Origin of the sequence: Streptomyces sp. HUAS MG91, assembly GCF_040529335.1 — a bacterium.
Taxonomy (GTDB): Bacteria; Actinomycetota; Actinomycetes; order Streptomycetales; family Streptomycetaceae; genus Streptomyces; species Streptomyces tabacisoli.
Genome location: NZ_CP159534.1, coordinates 5,321,627 through 5,339,229 on the forward strand (window position 1 = coordinate 5,321,627; position 17,603 = coordinate 5,339,229).

18 protein-coding genes are annotated in these 17,603 nt (G+C 71.6%); 9 read left to right on the forward strand and 9 right to left on the reverse strand.

All coding sequences use genetic code 11. The features are described 5' to 3' along the window. Nucleotides 1–3 precede the first annotated feature (3 nt). The 3 genes from ABII15_RS24430 to ABII15_RS24440 form a co-directional block, all read right to left on the reverse strand. Nucleotides 4–807: a hypothetical protein gene (locus ABII15_RS24430; protein WP_353944432.1), complete on the reverse strand. Its 804-nt coding sequence runs from the start codon at nt 805–807 to the stop codon at nt 4–6. A gap of 102 nt (nt 808–909) precedes the next feature. Next, on the reverse strand, nt 910–1,581 hold the full coding sequence (msrA, locus tag ABII15_RS24435; protein WP_353944433.1) for a peptide-methionine (S)-S-oxide reductase MsrA: 672 nt from the start codon (nt 1,579–1,581) through the stop codon (nt 910–912). 67 nt (nt 1,582–1,648) lie between these two features. Beyond that, nucleotides 1,649–2,740 (reverse strand): hypothetical protein, encoded by a 1,092-nt coding sequence (locus tag ABII15_RS24440; protein ID WP_353944434.1) that lies wholly within the window; start codon nt 2,738–2,740, stop codon nt 1,649–1,651. Nucleotides 2,741–2,795: 55 nt separating this feature from the next. Here ABII15_RS24440 and ABII15_RS24445 point away from each other — a divergent pair, with 55 nt between their 5' ends. Then, nucleotides 2,796–3,965: a cystathionine gamma-synthase gene (locus ABII15_RS24445; RefSeq protein ID WP_353944435.1), complete on the forward strand. Its 1,170-nt coding sequence runs from the start codon at nt 2,796–2,798 to the stop codon at nt 3,963–3,965. A 73-nt stretch (nt 3,966–4,038) separates the two neighbouring features. On the opposite strand, the gene ABII15_RS24450 is transcribed toward ABII15_RS24445, so the two are convergent. The 3 genes from ABII15_RS24450 to ABII15_RS24460 all read right to left on the reverse strand — a co-directional run bounded on the left by ABII15_RS24450 (nt 4,039) and on the right by ABII15_RS24460 (nt 5,366). Then, entirely contained in the window at nt 4,039–4,293 is a 255-nt protein-coding gene (locus ABII15_RS24450; RefSeq protein WP_353944436.1) for a hypothetical protein, read from the reverse strand. Beyond that, nucleotides 4,290–4,781, reverse strand: a complete 492-nt coding sequence (locus tag ABII15_RS24455; protein WP_353944437.1) for a sigma factor-like helix-turn-helix DNA-binding protein — start codon at nt 4,779–4,781, stop codon at nt 4,290–4,292. Before ABII15_RS24455 ends, ABII15_RS24450 begins: the two co-directional genes overlap by 4 nt. Nucleotides 4,782–4,877: 96 nt before the next feature. Further along, nucleotides 4,878–5,366, reverse strand: coding sequence for a MarR family transcriptional regulator (locus ABII15_RS24460; RefSeq protein ID WP_353947180.1), 489 nt, complete (start codon nt 5,364–5,366; stop codon nt 4,878–4,880). Between the two features lie 191 nt (nt 5,367–5,557). On the opposite strand from ABII15_RS24460, the gene ilvA reads away from it, so the two are divergent. The 3 genes from ilvA to ABII15_RS24475 all read left to right on the forward strand — a co-directional run bounded on the left by ilvA (nt 5,558) and on the right by ABII15_RS24475 (nt 8,762). Further along, nucleotides 5,558–6,805 (forward strand): threonine ammonia-lyase, encoded by a 1,248-nt coding sequence (gene ilvA / locus ABII15_RS24465; RefSeq protein WP_353944438.1) that lies wholly within the window; start codon nt 5,558–5,560, stop codon nt 6,803–6,805. A 125-nt stretch (nt 6,806–6,930) separates the two neighbouring features. Beyond that, a complete protein-coding gene (locus tag ABII15_RS24470) occupies nt 6,931–7,902 on the forward strand; it encodes an ATP-binding cassette domain-containing protein (protein ID WP_353944439.1) in 972 nt (323 codons plus the stop codon). Then, a complete protein-coding gene (locus ABII15_RS24475; RefSeq protein ID WP_353944440.1) occupies nt 7,902–8,762 on the forward strand; it encodes an ABC transporter permease in 861 nt (286 codons plus the stop codon). The genes ABII15_RS24470 and ABII15_RS24475 overlap by 1 nt, the downstream gene beginning before the upstream one ends. Before the next feature lie 75 nt (nt 8,763–8,837). Here the strand turns inward: ABII15_RS24475 and greA are convergent, their stop codons facing one another. Both greA and ABII15_RS24485 read right to left on the reverse strand, forming a co-directional pair. Next, on the reverse strand, nt 8,838–9,335 hold the full coding sequence (greA, locus tag ABII15_RS24480) for a transcription elongation factor GreA (protein ID WP_353944441.1): 498 nt from the start codon (nt 9,333–9,335) through the stop codon (nt 8,838–8,840). Between the two features lie 182 nt (nt 9,336–9,517). Continuing rightward, nucleotides 9,518–9,928: a DUF4307 domain-containing protein gene (locus tag ABII15_RS24485; RefSeq protein ID WP_353944442.1), complete on the reverse strand. Its 411-nt coding sequence runs from the start codon at nt 9,926–9,928 to the stop codon at nt 9,518–9,520. Nucleotides 9,929–10,059: 131 nt separating this feature from the next. On the opposite strand from ABII15_RS24485, the gene mca reads away from it, so the two are divergent. The 3 genes from mca (at nt 10,060) to ABII15_RS24500 (ending at nt 11,867) form a co-directional block, all read left to right on the forward strand. After that, on the forward strand, nt 10,060–10,941 hold the full coding sequence (mca, locus tag ABII15_RS24490; RefSeq protein WP_353944443.1) for a mycothiol conjugate amidase Mca: 882 nt from the start codon (nt 10,060–10,062) through the stop codon (nt 10,939–10,941). Beyond that, a complete protein-coding gene (locus tag ABII15_RS24495; RefSeq protein ID WP_353944444.1) occupies nt 10,934–11,170 on the forward strand; it encodes a hypothetical protein in 237 nt (78 codons plus the stop codon). The genes mca and ABII15_RS24495 overlap by 8 nt, the downstream gene beginning before the upstream one ends. Nucleotides 11,171–11,267: 97 nt before the next feature. After that, the gene (locus ABII15_RS24500; RefSeq protein WP_353944445.1) at nt 11,268–11,867 is read left to right on the forward strand and encodes a dihydrofolate reductase family protein; all 600 of its coding nucleotides are present in this window, start codon (nt 11,268–11,270) and stop codon (nt 11,865–11,867) included. Here the strand turns inward: ABII15_RS24500 and ABII15_RS24505 are convergent. Continuing rightward, nucleotides 11,845–15,057: a tetratricopeptide repeat protein gene (locus tag ABII15_RS24505; protein ID WP_353944446.1), complete on the reverse strand. Its 3,213-nt coding sequence runs from the start codon at nt 15,055–15,057 to the stop codon at nt 11,845–11,847. The two genes, ABII15_RS24500 and ABII15_RS24505, sit on opposite strands and share 23 nt — an antisense overlap. A 119-nt stretch (nt 15,058–15,176) precedes the next feature. Between ABII15_RS24505 and ABII15_RS24510 the strand changes: the two genes are divergently transcribed. Together ABII15_RS24510 and ABII15_RS24515 are read left to right on the forward strand one after the other, a co-directional pair. After that, nucleotides 15,177–17,207 (forward strand): thioredoxin domain-containing protein, encoded by a 2,031-nt coding sequence (locus ABII15_RS24510; protein WP_353944447.1) that lies wholly within the window; start codon nt 15,177–15,179, stop codon nt 17,205–17,207. An 80-nt stretch (nt 17,208–17,287) separates the two neighbouring features. Continuing rightward, complete coding sequence (locus ABII15_RS24515; protein ID WP_353944448.1) at nt 17,288–17,599, forward strand: hypothetical protein; 312 nt, start codon at nt 17,288–17,290, stop codon at nt 17,597–17,599. Nucleotides 17,600–17,603: the final 4 nt, after the last annotated feature.

Below are 17,603 nucleotides of genomic sequence, written 5' to 3' on the forward strand. Positions count from 1 at the left end.
GCGCTAGGGGAGAAAGGTCAGGAGAGCCAGCGTGTAGAGCCCGACGACCATGGGGGCCAGGTAGCCTTCCCACGCTTCGATCCCCTTCTGTTCCGAGTCGTGCGTGGCGTGCTTCGTGCGTTGGATTCCGGCGAACGTCCCGGCCACACAAAGGAACAGGCCGGCCCCGACGAGCCAATTCACGCCGGTCGAGGTGAAGGATCCATGGATTCCGCACAGGCGCAGGATCACTCCCACCAGCACGGGCAGACCGCTGGCGACAGTGATGCGATCGACTTTCCGGTAAGCGGTCTCCTTGCTGTCGATCCACTGCTCCAGCACCCACTCCCTCCTGATGTCCTCGTCCGCCGGCCCCGACTGCCAACTGTCCGCCACGGCGAATGAGACGAAGAATGTGGCCGCGAGTCCGCCCGCACCTGTGGTGATCGCGAAGAGGCCTTTCTCGTCCTTCAGGTAGATGGCGGCGAGGACCTCGAACGACGCGAGAACCGAGACGGTGGCGATCGCGACCGGGACCGCCGTGTACAGGACGGCTGCCGGGAGGTTGGCCGTGTTGTCCTTTTCCGCGCCGATGGCGGCCAGGCCCATGGAACCGGTGAGGCTTCCTATGGTGGCCACCACCAGCAGGCCGCAGGCCAGGGCGACCAATGTCTCCGAGCCCTTGTGCTTGTTGGAGGTGAAGAGAACGGTGACGGTAGGAATGGCAAGCGCCCCGAAAGCTCCCACGATGGGTGCGTAAGCGGCTGCTCCACGGCGGATGTCGTAGTGACCTTCCGCCGTGGAGGCTCCCTGACTGTTTCTGCCCATGCGGGAAAAGCTAGAGCCGCAGTGATGCCCAAGGGGCGCCATGCAAGTCCGGTTACGCATCAGGCATGACCTGATATAGACGGCTCAACTATTGAATCTCGCTCAGCCCAGTTCCGGAGCCGGTGCGACCCCCACCGGACACGAAACCCCCGTCCCCCCACCCCCGCAGTACCCGCCCGGATTCTTCTCCAGGTACTGCTGGTGCTCCGGCTCAGCCGGATAGAAGGGGCGGGTGTCCGACGGGAGGATCGCCGTCGTGATCGTGCCGTGGCCCGAACCGGTCAGGACCTGCTGGTACGCCGCGCGGGAGGCCTCCGCGGCGGCGGCCTGCGCGGGGGAGTGGGTGTAGACCGAGGAGCGGTACTGGGTGCCCACGTCGGTGCCCTGGCGGAAGCCCTGGGTCGGGTCGTGGTTCTCCCAGAAGAGCTTCAGGAGTTCGCCGTACGGGACGACGGACGGGTCGTAGATCACCCGTACCGCCTCCGCGTGCCCCGTTAGGCCCGAGCCGACCTCGTCGTACGACGGGTTCTCGGTGTGGCCGCCCTGGTAGCCGACGAGCGTCGTCCACACGCCCGGTGTCCGCCAGAAGACGCGCTCGGCGCCCCAGAAGCAGCCGAGCGCGAAGTCGGCGACCGCCAAGCCGTCCGGATACGGGCCCAGCAGCGGGGTGCCGAGGACCGTGTGCCGCTCCGGGACCGTGAATTCGGGCTCGGAGCGGCCGCGCAGGGCCTGCTCGGGGGTGGGCAGGACCGGGGTCCGGCCGAAGAGTGCCATGGGGTGCTGCCTCCCGGTGTCGACGTCACCCCCGACAACAACCGGGGCGCGGCCCGCGATTCCGGCGTCAGGCCGACAGGGTCGCCGGGCTGCCCCCGTTCGCCTCGTAACCGGCCACCGCCAGCGCCCGGTACACGGCGTACGACGCCGCCGGATCGGCCTCCGCCGTCCACGGCACGGCGCCCACGTGCCCGTCGACCCGCACCAGCTGCTGCATCGCCTCCGACCAGCGCTCGCTGCGCACCAGGAAGAACACCAGCAGATGCCGTACGTGCGCGAGCATCGGGTCGTCGGGCCGCGCCGCGTGCACCGCGAACAGGGCGCCGTGCAGGGCCTTGGAGACGACCTCGCTCTCGTAGAAGCCGCGCACCAGATTCACATCGGGCATGTGCTCGTACAGCGCGAAGAGCGGCAGCGCGGCCAGCAGCGAGCCGCGCGGGGCGCGGGCGGCGGCGGCCTCGGCGAAGGCGAACGCCTGCTCGCGCGAGCCGTGCCACTTCTCGCACCAGTAGCGCAGGCCGGCCAGGTGCGCCCCCATGTGCCCGGGCGCGGTGTCCAGGATCTTCAGCCAGACCTGCTCGAACTCCGGCTGGGAGTAACCGAGCCCGCGGGCCACCGCGAGATGCGTGATGTGCGGGACCGGGTCACCCGGCGCGAGCAGCGCGGCCTGCTCACAGGCGCCGCGCGCCTCCTCCAGGATGATCCGCTGCTCGTCCTCGGTGCCGCCGCCCCGCCACGCCTGCTGCACCAGGAACTCGGCGAACACCTGTGCCCCGCCCGCGTCCTTGGGCTGCTGCGAGCGCCAGGCGTGCAGCCACCCGGCGCCGAGCCGCGGCGTCGCCTGCGCTTCGAGGGCGGCGGCACCGGCGATCGCCTGCACCCGCTCCCACCGCGCCTCGGTCTCCCGGCCGGTCCCGGCCAGCAATTGCGAAGCGGCCGTGAAATCCTGATTGCGCTGGACGACGGACATCACGTCGAGCAGATCCTGGTCGGGCCCGGGCAGCCGGACGTCCAGGTCCTCCTGTCGCATGAACCCGTAGTCCGCCGGATCGGCGGCGTCCGGCGACCCCGGTGCCACCTGACGGATGCCGCCGCGCCTGCGCAGCATCACCACCCAGGCGATCATCAGCACGGCCATCAGCCCCCAGAGAATTCCCATGCTTCAAAGCTAACCGAGGCGGCGACGGCTCTCCGGCGCACTACTCTCGGGGCACATGAGCGACACGCACAGCCAGAGCGAAGCCCACCGCGGCTTCGAGACCACCGCCATCCACGCCGGGAACACGGCCGACCCCGTCACCGGCGCCGTGGTCCCGCCGATCTACCAGGTCTCCACGTACAAGCAGGACGGCGTGGGCGGTCTGCGCGGCGGCTACGAGTACAGCCGCAGCGCCAACCCCACCCGTACCGCCCTGGAGGAGAACCTCGCCGCGCTGGAGGGCGGCCGTCGCGGCCTCGCCTTCGCGTCGGGCCTGGCCGCCGAGGACTGCCTGCTGCGTACGCTGCTCAGCCCGGGGGACCACGTGGTCATCCCGAACGACGCGTACGGCGGCACGTTCCGTCTGTTCGCGAAGGTCGTCTCGCGCTGGGGCGTCGAGTGGTCCGTCGCCGACACCAGCGACGCGGCGGCCGTCCGGGCCGCGCTCACGCCGAAGACGAAGGTCATCTGGGTCGAGACCCCGTCGAACCCGCTGCTCGGCATCACGGACATCGCCGCCGTCGCCCAGGTCGCCCGGGACGCGGGCGCCCGCCTCGTCGTCGACAACACCTTCGCCAGCCCCTACCTCCAGCAGCCGCTGGCGCTCGGCGCGGACGTCGTCGTGCACTCCATGACCAAGTACATGGGCGGCCACTCCGACGTGGTCGGCGGCGCCCTGGTCGTGAGCGACGAGGCGCTGGGCGAGGAGCTGGCCTACCACCAGAACGCGATGGGCGCGGTCGCCGGGCCCTTCGACTCCTGGCTGGTGCTGCGCGGCATCAAGACGCTCCCCGTCCGCATGGACCGGCACAGTGAGAACGCCACCCGGGTCGCCGAGATGCTCGGCCGCCACCCCCGCGTCACCAAGGTCCTCTACCCGGGCCTGCCCGACCACCCGGGCCACGAGATCGCCGCGAAGCAGATGAAGGCGTTCGGCGGCATGGTGTCGTTCCAGGTCGAGGGCGGCGAGGCGGCGGCCGTCGAGGTCTGCAACCGCGCCAAGCTGTTCACCCTCGGCGAGTCCCTGGGCGGCGTCGAGTCGCTCATCGAGCACCCGGGCCGGATGACGCACGCCTCGGTCGCCGGGTCGGCCCTGGAGGTCCCCGCCGACCTGGTCCGGCTCTCGGTCGGCATCGAGTCGGTGGACGACCTCCTCGCCGACCTCAAGCAGGCCCTGGAGGGCTGAGCAGGCTCACCAAGCCACGCCGTACGGGCTCGGGCTCACCCGGCCACGCCGTACAGGCGGTACGGGCTCGGGCTCACCAGCCCGTCAGCGGTGGAGTCGTCTCCGACGGCGGCTCCACCCACGGCCGGGTCATGGTCGCCCACACCAGGAACGCGACCACCGCCACGGCCAGCACGCACCACAGCACCCGCCGGACGGTCCGCCGCCGGCGCAGCGTCCGGGTGCCCCGGCGCATCGCCTCCGCGCACAGCTCGGCGGGGACCGCGGGCGGTGCGGCGGAGTCGAGCACGGCGCGCACCGACGCCGACTTGCGGTCGTCGAGGCTCATGTCGAGGCCGCCTTCGGCAGCGGCGTCACGGACGCCGGTCCGCGCGGCGGATGCAGCACCAGGCCCATCGCGCGGGTGTGCACGGCACGGACCCGCTCCATGGGAAGGCCGAGCAGCGCCGCCACCTGCTCCTCGCCGACCCCTTCGAACAGCCGGAGAACGAGAATCAGCCGTTCCTGCGGCGACAGGTGCCGCAGGACACCGTCCGGCCTGCGGTGCCGGGGCCGGGGCGGCCAGGTGCCGCGCGCGAAGCGGACGGCCAGGTCCTTGCGGGCGCAGTCGTAGGGATCCTCCCCCCGAAGACGGTCCCAGGAGGCATACGTCCGGGCGAGGGAGGCCGTGAGGAGTCTGCGCGCGCGGGGATTGTCGTCATGGGGCTCGGCGGTCAGCAGCGTCGCGGCATGGAGCAGCCGCCCGGCCGCGCCCGCGACGAACGCCTCGAACTCGCGGGCCCGGCGGGCATCCCGGGACGCCTGCCGATCGCGCACCCTTCATATGAGGCCTGCCGCGGCCCCCCGGTCAAGAGGCGGGAGCCGCGGCAGTGCGGATGTCCGGGGGCTTTTCACGACACGCCCCGGGGACCCTCAGGACTCGGCGGGCGGAACGGCCTGGCCCGACTGGCGCGCCGAGAGGGCCGTGTTGAAGCGCGTGAGGAGCGCGCAGAACTGTTCGCGCTCCTGCGGCTCCCAGTCCTGCGTCAATTGCGCCATCAATTCCTGCCTCGACGTACGGACTTCGTCGAGGCGGGCGAGACCGCGTGGGGAGAGCTGGAGCACGACGGCCCGGCCGTCCTCGGGATGCGACGTGCGCTTCACGAGACCGGTGTCGACGAGCGGGGCGACCTGGCGGGTCACCGTGGAGGAATCGATCCCCATGCTCGCCGCGAGCGCCTTGACGCCCATCGGACCTTCTTTGTCGAGGCGGTTGAGCAGCAGATACGCGGCTCGGTCCATGGAATTGCGCACCTGCCCGACCCCGCCGAGCCGGGTCTGTTCGGCGCGACGGGCGAAGACCGCCACCTCGTGCTGCAGCGTTTCGAGGAGGCCGGTGTCGCCGGCGGTCGACATGTCCATCGTTTCCTGTGGTGTGGGCATGGCCGGGGGCTCACTTCATGCGTGGGTGGTGGATTGCACTCAATTTCTCAATGACGAGATTGGCCCACAGAGTACGCGGCGAAAGCGCTGGCCGTACCGGCCGTGCGCAATCCGGTCTCGCAGCGTGAACATCCCGGGTCACCTGCGGCGTGAGCTGCGAGACTTCCGTCATGAGCTACAGCGCGTCTGACTCCTTGCCTTTCCCGGCCGCGGTCACTCTGGACGACGTACGCGGTGCGCAGAAAATGCTCTCCGGGGTGTCCCGGGTGACAACGATGGCGCACAGTCACCACCTCTCCCAACTGGTGGGATCTCCGGTCCATCTCAAGTGCGAGAACCTCCAGCGGACCGGTTCCTTCAAGCTGCGCGGCGCCTACGTGCGGATCGCCGGGCTGCTGCCCGAGGAGCGGGCCGCCGGAGTGGTGGCGGCGAGCGCGGGCAACCACGCACAGGGGGTGGCCCTCGCCTCCTCGCTCCTCGGCGTGCGCTCCACGGTGTTCATGCCGGTCGGCGCGCCCCTGCCCAAGGTCGCCGCGACCCGCGACTACGGGGCTGAGGTGCGGCTGCACGGCCAGGTGGTGGACGAGACGCTGGCCGCCGCCCAGGAGTACGCCGAGCGGACCGGCGCCGTCTTCATCCACCCCTTCGACCACCCGGACATCGTGGCCGGGCAGGGCACGCTCGGCCTGGAGATCCTGGAGCAGTGCCCGGAGGCGCGCACGATCGTCGTCGGGATCGGCGGCGGGGGCCTGGCGGCCGGTCTCGCGGTCGCCGTGAAGGCGCTGCGCCCCGAGGTACGGGTGATCGGGGTGCAGGCGGCCGGCGCGGCCGCGTACCCGCCCTCGCTGGCGGCCGGGCGGCCGGTGGCGATCGACGCCCCGGCGACGATGGCCGACGGCATCAAGGTGGGGCGGCCCGGCGACATCCCGTTCCGGCTGGTCGCCGACCTGGTCGACGAGGTCCGTACGGTGACCGAGGACCAGCTCTCCAGCGCCCTGCTGCTCTGCCTGGAGCGCGCCAAGATGGTCGTCGAACCGGCCGGCGCGAGCCCGGTCGCGGCGCTGCTCGCCGATCCCGCCGGCTTCGAGGGCCCGGTGGTCGCGCTGCTGTCCGGCGGCAACGTCGACCCGCTGCTGATGCAGCGCGTCCTCACCCACGGCATGGCCGCGGCAGGCCGCTACCTCTCGCTGCGGCTGCGCCTGACCGACCGCCCCGGCGCCCTGGCCACGCTCCTCGGGGTGCTGTCGGTGGCCGACGCCAACGTCCTGGACGTGGGCCACGTCCGCACCGATCCGCGGCTCGGGCTGACCGAGGCCGAGGTGGAGCTGCACCTGGAGATGAAGGGGCCCGCGCACTGCGCCGCGGTCGAGGCGGCGCTGAGCGGCGCGGGATACACGGTCACGGGGAAGTCCGTGTAAATCCATTGCCGATACGCGATACATCGCGATAGCGTGTGCCCCTCGTCACGCTTCGCCGGGCATGCATGTCCCGGCAAATTTACAATTTCAGTACGTATCGGGACGTACGAATCTGGGGGAACCACATGCCAGGCGCCATCTATGCCGAAGGTCTGGTGAAGACCTTCGGCGATGTCCGGGCTCTCGACGGGGTCGATCTGGACGTGCCGGAAGGCACGGTCCTCGGCCTGCTCGGGCCGAACGGAGCGGGTAAGACCACGGCGGTGCGCTGCCTGACCACGCTGCTGACGCCGGACAGCGGCAGGGCGGTCGTCGCGGGCATCGACGTCCTGAAGAATCCGAACGAGGTCCGCCGCTCGATCGGCCTGTCCGGCCAGTTCGCCGCGGTCGACGAGTACCTGACCGGCCGCGAGAACCTCCAGATGGTCGGCCAGCTCTACCAGATGCGGGCCAAGGAGGCGAAGGCCCGGGCGGCCGAGCTCCTTGAGCGGTTCAATCTCGCGGACGCCGCCGACCGCCCCTCCAAGACGTACTCCGGAGGCATGCGCCGCCGCCTCGACCTCGCGGCAGCGCTCGTCGTCTCCCCGCCGGTGATGTTCATGGACGAGCCGACCACCGGACTCGACCCGCGCAACCGCCAGCAGCTGTGGGAGGTCATCCAGGAGCTGGTGGCCGGCGGCACCACCCTGCTGCTCACCACCCAGTACCTCGAAGAGGCCGACCACCTCGCGCACGACATCTGTGTCGTCGACCACGGCCGCGTCATCGCCCGCGGCACCTCCGACCAGCTCAAGGCGCAGACCGGCGGCGAGCGCGTCGAGGTCGTCGTGCACGAGCCCGAGCACATCGCCGCCGCCCGGGAGATCCTCGCCGGCTTCGGCAAGGGCGAGACCAGCGTCGCCGAGCACACCCGCAAGCTCACCGTCCCGGTCACCGGCGGCGCCAAGCTGCTCGCCGAGGTGATCCGCGACCTCGACGCGCGGGGCATCGAGATCGACGACATCGCCCTGCGCCGCCCCACCCTCGACGACGTCTTCATCTCGCTGACCGGCCACCTCGCGGAAGCGGCGGAGCAGGACGAACAGGAGACCAGCTGATGAGTGCCGTCACCGAAAGCGTCCGCGCCCCGCGCGCGGCGGGCGGCATCGGCCAGTCCGTCCGGGACTCCCTGGTCGTCGCCAAGCGCAATCTGATCCGGATGACCCGGATCCCCGAGATGATCCTCTTCGGGATCATCCAGCCGGTGATGTTCGTGGTGCTGTTCACGTACGTCTTCGGCGGCTCGATCTCCATCCCGGGCGCGGGCACCAGCCCCAGTGCCTACAAGGAATTCCTGATGGCGGGCATCTTCGCCCAGACCGTCACCTTCGCCACGGCCGGTGCGGGCGCGGGCATCGCCGACGACATGCACAAGGGCCTCATCGACCGGTTCCGCTCGCTGCCCATGGCGCGCGGAGCGGTGCTCACCGGGCGCACCCTCGCCGACCTCGTGCAGACGGCCGTGACGCTCGCCGTCCTCGCCGCCGTCGCCCTGCTCGTCGGCTGGCGCACCCACGAGAACATCGGCAAGGTCCTCGCCGGCTTCGGCCTGCTCCTGCTGCTCGGCTACGCGTTCACCTGGATCGGCGCCCTGATCGGCCTGTCCGTGCGGACCCCCGAGGCGGCGACCTCGGGCGGCCTCATCTGGCTCTTCCCGCTGACCTTCATCTCGAACGCGTTCGTGCCGGTCAACGGCATGCCGAAGTTCCTCCAGTACATCGCGGAGTGGAACCCGTTCAGTGCCACGGTGGCGGCGGCCCGCGAGCTGTTCGGCAACACGATCCCCGGCGTCCCCAAGTCGGTGACCGGCGCCTGGCCCATGGAGCACCCCGTGTGGGCCTCCCTGATCTGGTCCGTGCTGATCATCCTGGTGTTCCGCACCCTCGCCGTCCGCAAGTACCGCAAGGCGGCCGGCTGACCGGCCCGCACCCGGACACGGGAAGGCCCCCGGAGCGAGCACGCTCCGGGGGCCTTCCCGTACGACAGGGGGGCGTCAGCCGCTGTACGGCTCCGCCTTGAGGATGCGGACCGAGGCCAGCTTGCCGTTCGGCAGCTCGTACTCGGCGTCCTCGCCGACCTTCTTGCCGTTCACGCCCGTGCCCAGCGGCGACTGCGGCGAGTACGTCTCGATGTCGGAGCTCGCGTACTCGCGGGAGGCGAGCAGGAACTCGAGGGTGTCGTCCTCGTCGCCGTCGAAGGCGATGGTGACGACCATGCCCGGCGCGACGACGCCGGTGGCGGCCGGGGCCTCGCCGACCTTGGCCTTCTCAAGGAGCTGGGTCAGCTGGCGGATGCGGAGCTCCTGCTTGCCCTGCTCCTCCTTGGCCGCGTGGTACCCGCCGTTCTCGCGCAGGTCGCCCTCCTCGCGCGCCGCCGCGATCTTCTGCGTGACTTCCTCGCGCGCGGGACCAGACAGGTGAGCCAGCTCGTCCTTGAGCTTGGTGTACGCCTCCTGCGTCAGCCAGGTGACGTCTTCGCTGGTCTGGGTCACAGGTCGCTCCTCGTAGGTACTGGGATACAAAGCATCGCCCTACCCAGAAGGATGTTCCCTCTCGAGTGGGCGAAACCACGAGCCTAACAATTCACCGGCCAAAGGGGGAGGACATAAGGCATCAGTTTTACGTCAACGCAGGTCAGCCACGATGGGGCGGTGGCGGCCGGGGTCGGTCGGGGTCAGTCGGCGTGGCAGCCGAGCAGTTCGGCCGTCGTTCCCCTGCCGCCGGACGTGCGGAGCGTGACGACCTTGTCGATCCGGTCCTGCTTCTGGTCGAAGCGGAAGTCGGCGCGGCCCACCTCGGAGCCGTCCGCGTCCTGGGAGCGGATCGTGCAGTAGCCGGAGGTACCGGTGTCCTTGCGGATCTCCAGATGGACCTTGACGTTGTCGTCGTAGGTCTTGAACGCGATGACCTCACCGCTGAACTTGCTGCCGCCCGCGATGTAGTACCAGCCGAACCAGACCATCATCGCGGCGAACAGGGTGCCCAGCACGATCGCGGCGATGCGCAGCTTGCGGTCGGCGCGGGCGTCGGCGCTGCGCGGCGAGCTGTAGCGGCCCTCGGGCAGTTGCTGCTGCGCGGCGCTCATCAGCCAGTTCCTCTCGCCTCGCCCGTCAAGATGCGGACACCGGAATTTTCGGCCCCCCGGTTCGGTCACTATAGAAGCCGCCCATTGCACCGAATCACACCAGGGCGCCCTATCTCACCGAGGATCTTGTCTTGACTGAGCAGCTGCGACTGATGGCCGTTCACGCCCACCCCGACGACGAGTCGTCGAAGGGCGCGGCCACGATGGCCAAGTATGTGTCCGAGGGGGTGGACGTGCTGGTCGTCACGTGCACGGGCGGCGAGCGCGGCTCCATCCTCAACCCCAAGCTCCAGGGGGACACGTACATCGAGGAGCACATCCACGAGGTGCGCAAGAAGGAGATGGACGAGGCCCGCGAGATCCTCGGCGTCAAGCAGGAGTGGCTCGGCTTCGTCGACTCGGGACTGCCCGAGGGCGACCCGCTGCCGCCGCTGCCGGAGGGCTGCTTCGCGCTGGAGGACGTCGACGCGGCGGCCGGCCGCCTGGTCCGGCAGATCCGCGCCTTCCGTCCTCAGGTCGTCACCACGTACGACGAGAACGGCGGCTACCCGCACCCCGACCACATCATGACCCACAAGATCACGATGGTGGCCTTCGACGGTGCGAACGACCCGGTCGCCTACCCCGAGGCGGAGTTCGGCCCGGTCTTCCAGCCGTCGAAGCTCTACTACAACCAGGGCTTCAACCGCCCGCGCACCCAGGCCCTGCACGACGCGCTGATCGCGCGCGGCATGGAGTCGCCGTACGGGGACTGGCTCAAGCGCTGGGACGAGTCCGACCGGGTCGAGCGGAACCTCACCACGCACGTGCCCTGCGCCGACTTCTATGAGATCCGCGACAAGGCGCTGATCGCGCACGCCACGCAGATCGACCCCGACGGCGGCTGGTTCCGGGTTCCGATGGAGGTCCAGAAGGAGGTCTGGCCGACCGAGGAGTACGAGCTCGCCACGTCGCTCGTCGACACCTCCCTCCCCGAGGACGACCTCTTCGCGGGCGTACGCGAGAATGCCTGATGTGATTGCGAATCTGGCATTGACCCATCTCGTCCCTCTGGCCGCGACCGAGGTCGACGAGGACAAGGTGACTCCGGGTGTGCTCGGCTTCATCGTCTTCGCCGTGATGGCCCTCGCCGTGTGGGGCCTGATGAAGTCCATGAACAAGCACATGCGCAAGGTCGACTTCAAGGAGAAGGCCGGCGCGGCCGAGCCGGCGGCCGCGGAAGACCGCCGCACCTCGGCCTGACGCACCCCGACGGCCCGTTCGCGACCTCGCAGGCCGGGGTCGTGGAACGGGTCGTCGGCGCGCGATGAGTTCCGCGCCCCCGCGCGGTCGTACAGGTATGAGCCCTGTACTGATGCACGCGGTCGTCTCCGTGGACGGCTTCATCGCCGATGCCGACGATTCCGTCGGCCACCTCTTCGACTGGTACGGCAACGGGACGGTGCCGATCGTCGACGACGCCGGTTTCCGGGTGTCCAAGGCCTCCGCCGACTACACCCGCGCGGTGTGGGACAGCCTCGGCGTGATCGTCATGGGACGCCGCCTGTTCGACCTGACCAACGGCTGGGACGCGAAGCCGCCCGCCGGTGAGCACGTCGTCGTGGTCTCGCACCGGCCGCGCCCCGCCGACTGGTACCCCGAGGTGTCCCACTACCACTTCGCCCGCGACGTGCCCGAGGCCGTCGCCCTGGCCCGGGAGCTGGCGGGGACGCGGTCCGTCGCGGTCACCGCGGGCGACATCGGCGGCCAGGCGTTCGACCTCGGCCTCGTCGACGTGGTGGCGATGGACGTCGCCCCGGTCGTCCTCGGCGCCGGAAGGCGCTTCTTCGGCTCCGTCGTCGGCGAGCGGCTCCTGGACGACCCGCACGTGGTCGTCCAGGGGGACCGGGTGCTGCACCTCCAGTACCGCTCGCGCGTCAGGACTGCGGAGTCGTCATGACCACGCCCATCGTGTCCCGGGCATGCCGGTTCGGGACCATGCCGAGCCGCCACGCCTGCCAGCCCGTGTCCAGGTCCACGCCCCGCTCCAGGAGCAGCTGGTACGCCTCCACGTAGTCGTCCAGCTTGCCGTCGCGCGTGGGGTGCGTGGCCCGGGCGAGCCGGCCCAGCTCCTCCTGCGCGACCGCCGTGCCGACCTCGGAACCGCCCGGCGAGGCGTAGGGCAGCAGGGTGCAGCGCAGGAAGACCGCCCAGTCCTCGCCGCGCCGGTCGCCGTACGAGGCGAAGAGTGCCCGCGCCTCCTCGCACAGGGTCATCGCCTGCTGGAGCCGGGCGTTGCCCGCGTCGACGACCGCCAGCTCCAGGCACGTCCAGCCCTCGCCGTGCGCGACGCCGATCCGCTGGAAGTCGGCGCGGGCGTCCACGAGGAGCTGGCGGGCGAAGCCGGAGTTGCGCAGCGAGCCGGTCTGCACGGCGCGCTGGTCGCGGGTGACCCGCGCCGAGTGGTGCCGGGCGCACGCGAGCCCGTACACGTCCCGCATCCGCGAGAACATCGTGCGCGAGCGCTCCAGCTCGCGGACCGCCTGGTCGAGGCTGCCGGTCTCCTCCAGGGCCTGGCCCAGGTAGTAGTACGTCCAGGCCTCGCCGCGCGCGTCCTCGTTGTCCCGGTGCCGGGACGCCGCCTGGCGCAGCCCGTCGACCGCCACCGAGGCGTCGCCCTCGACGAGCCGGGCGCGGGCCAGCTGGGTCATCGCCCAGGCCTCGCCGCGGGCGTCGCGGGTGCGGCCGTACAGGTCGAGCGCGGCCCGCAGCTCGTCGTCCGCGCGCGGCACGTCGCCCATCCGCAGGCAGAGCTGGCCGAGCTGGAAGTGGGCCCAGGCCTCGCCGTGCAGCGACTCGTTCTCCCGGTGCAGGGCGAGGGCGTCGGTGAGCAGGGCCAGCGACTCGCGGACATGGGCGCGGTCCCGCTCGACGGCCGCGAGCGCGTGCAGGGTCCAGCCGCGGTCGCCCTTCGTCTCGGGTGTCGTCTGCATCTCCAGGGCCTGCCGCAGCCGGTCGGCGGCCTCGGTGAGCTGGCCCTGGTGGTGCAGGGTGATGCCGAGCGAGCACAGCGCGCGCGCCTCGCCCGCCTGGTGATGCGCCTCGCGGTACAGGTCGACCACCGACGACAGCGTGGTGCGGGCCTTGTCGAGCTCGCCGAGCTGGCGGGCCGCGATACCGGTGCGCCACTGGACCGATCGCACGAGCAGGCCCTGGTCGATGGCCTGCGTCAGCTCGCTGATCTCGCCGAGACGGTAGAGGTCGCCGCGCAGCAGGCAGTAGTCGCACAGCGCGCCGAGCAGGCCGAGCACCGCGTCCTGGTTGACCCCCTCCGCGTGCCGCAGCGCCGCCGTGATGAAGCTCGACTCGTCGTCCAGCCAGCGCAGCGCGGCGTCCAGCGACGTGAAGCCGTGCGGGCCCATCTGCCCGGCCCGCGTCGACATGTTGCCGTCGACCAGGCGGATCACCGAGTCGGCCAGCTCCGCGTAGTTCTGGATCAGCCGCTCCTGGGCGGCCGTGCGCTCCTGCGGCTCCTCCTCGTCGGCGAGGCGGGCCTGCGCGAAGACGCGGACGAGGTCGTGCAGCCGGTAGCGGCTGCCCCGGACGTGGTCGACGAGACCGGCGCGGGCCAGCGCGGTCAGATGCCGGGTGGCCTCCGTGTCGTCCGTCGCCAGCAGGGCCGCCGCCGCGGCCGCGCCCAGCGAGGCCCGGCCCGCGAGCGCGAGCCGCCGCAGCAGCCGCCGGCCCGCGTCGGACTGGTCGGTGTAGCGCAGCCACAGCACGCGCTCGACCGGGTCGACGGGCCCGTACGCGCTCAGATCGGCGGCGAGCTGCCGGGTCGAGCGCGGCCCGATCGCGGACCCGGCGATGCGCAGCGCCAGCGGCAGCCCGCCGCACAACTCCCGTACGGCGTCGGCGGACTCGGCGTCGTACGGGCCGCCGGTGTCCTCCGCCGACTCCCGCAGCAGCTCCTCCGCGCCCGCCGCGTCCAGCGCCTCCACCGGCAGCTGGTGCACCCAGGCGGGGACGTCGTCCCCGAGGTCCAGCGGCTCCCGGGAGGTGACGATCACCAGGCTGTCGGAGCGCTCGGGAATGAGCGTGCGCACCTGCCGGGCGTCCTCGGCGTCGTCGAGCACGATCGTCACCGGAAGCCCCGTCAGATGCTGGTGGTACAGCTCGCTCAGCCGCTTGACCTGCTGCTCCGGCGTGGAGCGCTCACGGAACAGCAGCTGCTCGCGCGGGGCGCCGAGCCGGTTCAGCAGATGCAGCAGCGCGTCCCGGGTCGACAGCGCGGGGCCGTCCGCCCGGTCGCCGCGCAGATCCACGACACAGGCCCCGCGGAACTGGTCGCGCAGCTCGTGCGCGGCCCGCACCGCGAGCGTCGTACGGCCGGAACCGGGCGTCCCGTGCAGCACGACCACCGTCGACCGGGTCTCGGTGCTGGCCCGCGCCGCGTGCACCCACTGCGCGATCCGCGCCATCGCCGTCCGCCGCCCGGCGAACGGCCCCTGCGGCTGCGGGAGTTGGCCGAAGGACTGCTCCAGCACGCTTCTGCGCCGGGCCGCCGCGCTCCGGTCGGGCCTGCGCCCGCCGGGCACCACCGTCTTCGCGCCCACCGACCCGGTGGACGCGGCGAGCACCCGCTGCTGGTCCAGGAAGGGCCGGATGCCCCGCACCTCCAGGGCGGTCAGCCACTGGAGCCGCAACTGCTCGGGCCCACCCGGCTGGTTCCTGGCACCGGCGCTGCGGCTGGCCGCGGGCACGTGCGACGCGGTCACCTTCGCGACGGTCGCGGCGGCCCCGAGCACGGCCACGGCGGCGCCCACCCCGATGGCGGTCCCGGTGCCGGTGCCGAGGATCAGGTCGGCCACGCACGCGGTGACGGCGCCGACTCCCGCCACCTGCAAAGGAGTCGACCCGCCCTGCTTGGCGAACCGCTCCCCGAACGTCATCTGTCCGGCCGCCGCCTCGTCCAGCGCCCGGGTGTACGCGGCGTACTCCTCGGCCGCCGTCTGCTCCATGGCATCCAGCGCACCCCTGGCCCGGGACAGCAGCACCCCGGCATCCGTCCGCCCGCCCGAGCGCCGTGCCTCCTCCTCCACGGCCCGGGCCAACAGCCGCTCGGCCTCCGCCCGATGGCTGTCTCGCATCTTCGGTCCCCCTCCGGTCGCGTCTGTTCCGCGTCAAGTGTCCTGCGTATGGGGTGTCGGCGCGAGAGTCCCTGCGATCAAAGACGGCTCCGTGACGGGCATGCGCGAGGATGGGGGGCATGCCGAACCGACTGGCCCATGAGACGTCCCCCTACCTCCTCCAGCACGCCGACAACCCGGTGGACTGGTGGCCCTGGTCGGCCGAGGCCTTCGAGGAGGCGAAGCGGCGGGGGGTGCCGGTGCTGCTCAGCGTCGGGTACTCCAGCTGCCACTGGTGCCACGTCATGGCGCACGAGTCCTTCGAGGACGACGCCACCGCCGCCCTCGTCAACGACCACTTCGTCGCCGTGAAGGTCGACCGTGAGGAGCGGCCCGACGTCGACGCCGTCTACATGGAGGCCGTGCAGGCCGCCACCGGCCACGGCGGCTGGCCCATGACGGTGTTCCTGACACCGGACGCCGAGCCGTTCTACTTCGGCACCTACTTCCCGCCCGAGCCGCGCCACGGCTCGCCCTCCTTCTCCCAGGTCCTCCAGGGGGTGCGCGACGCCTGGACCGAGCGGCGCGGGGAGGTCGACGAGGTCGCCGGGAAGATCAGCGCCGATCTCGCCGCGCGGGAACTGTCGTACGGAGACACGCAGGTGCCCGGCGCGGAGGAGCTGGGGCAGGCGCTGCTCGGGCTCGTGCGCGAGTACGACGCCACGTACGGCGGGTTCGGCGGCGCGCCCAAGTTCCCGCCGTCCATGGTCATCGAGTTCCTGCTGCGCCACCACGCGCGCACCGGCGCCGAGGGCGCGCTCCAGATGGCCGCGGACACCTGTGAGCGGATGGCGCGCGGCGGGATCTACGACCAGCTCGGCGGCGGCTTCGCCCGCTACTCCGTGGACCGCGAGTTCACCGTGCCGCACTTCGAGAAGATGCTCTACGACAACGCGCTGCTGTGCCGCGCCTACGCGCATCTGTGGCGCTCCACCGGCTCGGAGTCCGCCCGCCGGACCGCCCTGGAGACCGCCGACTTCATGGTCCGCGAACTGCGCACGAACGAGGGCGGGTTCGCCTCGGCGCTGGACGCCGACAGCGAGGACCCGGCGAGCGGCGAGCACGTCGAGGGCGCCTACTACGTGTGGACGCCCGCGCAGCTGACCGAGGTGCTGGGGGAGGAGGACGGGCGGATCGCCGCCCGCTACTTCGGGGTCACCGAGGAGGGCACCTTCGAGGAGGGCGCCTCCGTCCTCCAACTCCCGCAGAGCGACGAGGTGTTCGAAGCCGAGCGGATCGAGGACATCCGGCGGCGGCTGACCGCGGCCCGCGCCGAGCGCCCGGCCCCCGGCCGGGACGACAAGGTCGTCGCCGCCTGGAACGGTCTGGCGATCGCCGCGCTCGCCGAGACCGGCGCCTACTTCGGCCGGCAGGACCTCGTGGACGCCGCCGTGTGCGCGGGCGACCTCCTGGTGCGCCTGCACATGGACCCGCAGGCCCGCCTCTCCCGCACCAGCAAGGACGGCCGCATCGGCCGGAACGCGGGCGTCCTGGAGGACTACGCCGATGTCGCCGAGGGCTTCCTCGCGCTGGCCTCGGTGACCGGGGAGGGCGTCTGGCTGGAGTTCGCCGGGTTCCTGCTCGACCACGTACTGGACCGGTTCACGGACGCGGAGAGCGGAGCGCTCTACGACACCGCCGTCGACGCGGAGCGGCTGATCCGCCGCCCGCAGGACCCGACGGACAACGCCGCCCCGTCCGGCTGGACGGCGGCCGCGGGCGCCCTGCTGTCGTACGCCGCCCAGACCGGCTCCGAGCCGCACCGCACCGCCGCGGAGCGGGCGTTGGGGGTCGTCAAGGCGCTCGGCCCGCGCGTGCCCCGCTTCATCGGGAACGGCCTGGCGGTCGCCGAGGCGCTGCTCGACGGGCCGCGCGAGATCGCCGTGGTCGGGGAGGTCGGCGGGCGGCTGCACCACACCGCGCTCACCGGGACGGCCCCCGGCGCCGTCGTCGCGGCCGGGCCCGAGGGCGGCGGTGAACTGCCGCTGCTGGCGGACCGGTTGCGGATCGAGGGCCGGGACACCGCCTATGTGTGCCGGCATTTCGTGTGCGACGCCCCGGTGACCGATCCCGACCGGCTGGGACAGATCGTGGGCGAAGCGGCCTCCTGACGCGCCCGGGTCGGCGCCGGGTGTCACTGGACCGGTGCAAAGGCCGTTTCCTGCCCGGCGGTCGCTGAGATACGTAGGACATGATCCGCTACCTCGCGACCGCCGCGCTCGCCGCCGCGCCGCTCCTCGTCAACGCCTCCCCGGCGTTCACCCCCGACACGGTCCACCGGGGCGTCACCGGCTGCTTCTCCTGGTCCTGGAAGGACGGCGGCGCGCTGACGACGACCGTGTACTACCGCAACCGCTGCGACACCGCGCACACCCTGCGCATCCGCTGGTCCTCGGCGGCGTCCGGCAACGAGGACATCAAGGTCAAGGCCGGCGCCAAGGGCTCGACGTGGAGCTTCGTCTCCCTGAAGCCGCTGGGCTTCGCCGACCTCGGGCGCGCCTAGGACT

What these genes read in the sequence shown, in the direction of transcription:
- ABII15_RS24430 (WP_353944432.1), bottom strand. Translation starts at nt 807, where the DNA reads ATGGGCAGAAACAGTCAGGGAGCCTCCACGGCGGAAGGTCACTACGAC.
- msrA (WP_353944433.1), bottom strand. Translation starts at nt 1,581, where the DNA reads ATGGCACTCTTCGGCCGGACCCCGGTCCTGCCCACCCCCGAGCAGGCC.
- ABII15_RS24440 (WP_353944434.1), bottom strand. Translation starts at nt 2,740, where the DNA reads ATGGGAATTCTCTGGGGGCTGATGGCCGTGCTGATGATCGCCTGGGTG.
- ABII15_RS24445 (WP_353944435.1), top strand. Translation starts at nt 2,796, where the DNA reads ATGAGCGACACGCACAGCCAGAGCGAAGCCCACCGCGGCTTCGAGACC.
- ABII15_RS24450 (WP_353944436.1), bottom strand. Translation starts at nt 4,293, where the DNA reads ATGAGCCTCGACGACCGCAAGTCGGCGTCGGTGCGCGCCGTGCTCGAC.
- ABII15_RS24460 (WP_353947180.1), bottom strand. Translation starts at nt 5,366, where the DNA reads ATGGACATGTCGACCGCCGGCGACACCGGCCTCCTCGAAACGCTGCAG.
- ilvA (WP_353944438.1), top strand. Translation starts at nt 5,558, where the DNA reads ATGAGCTACAGCGCGTCTGACTCCTTGCCTTTCCCGGCCGCGGTCACT.
- ABII15_RS24470 (WP_353944439.1), top strand. Translation starts at nt 6,931, where the DNA reads ATGCCAGGCGCCATCTATGCCGAAGGTCTGGTGAAGACCTTCGGCGAT.
- ABII15_RS24475 (WP_353944440.1), top strand. Translation starts at nt 7,902, where the DNA reads ATGAGTGCCGTCACCGAAAGCGTCCGCGCCCCGCGCGCGGCGGGCGGC.
- ABII15_RS24485 (WP_353944442.1), bottom strand. Translation starts at nt 9,928, where the DNA reads ATGAGCGCCGCGCAGCAGCAACTGCCCGAGGGCCGCTACAGCTCGCCG.
- ABII15_RS24495 (WP_353944444.1), top strand. Translation starts at nt 10,934, where the DNA reads ATGCCTGATGTGATTGCGAATCTGGCATTGACCCATCTCGTCCCTCTG.
- ABII15_RS24500 (WP_353944445.1), top strand. Translation starts at nt 11,268, where the DNA reads ATGAGCCCTGTACTGATGCACGCGGTCGTCTCCGTGGACGGCTTCATC.
- ABII15_RS24505 (WP_353944446.1), bottom strand. Translation starts at nt 15,057, where the DNA reads ATGCGAGACAGCCATCGGGCGGAGGCCGAGCGGCTGTTGGCCCGGGCC.
- ABII15_RS24510 (WP_353944447.1), top strand. Translation starts at nt 15,177, where the DNA reads ATGCCGAACCGACTGGCCCATGAGACGTCCCCCTACCTCCTCCAGCAC.
- ABII15_RS24515 (WP_353944448.1), top strand. Translation starts at nt 17,288, where the DNA reads ATGATCCGCTACCTCGCGACCGCCGCGCTCGCCGCCGCGCCGCTCCTC.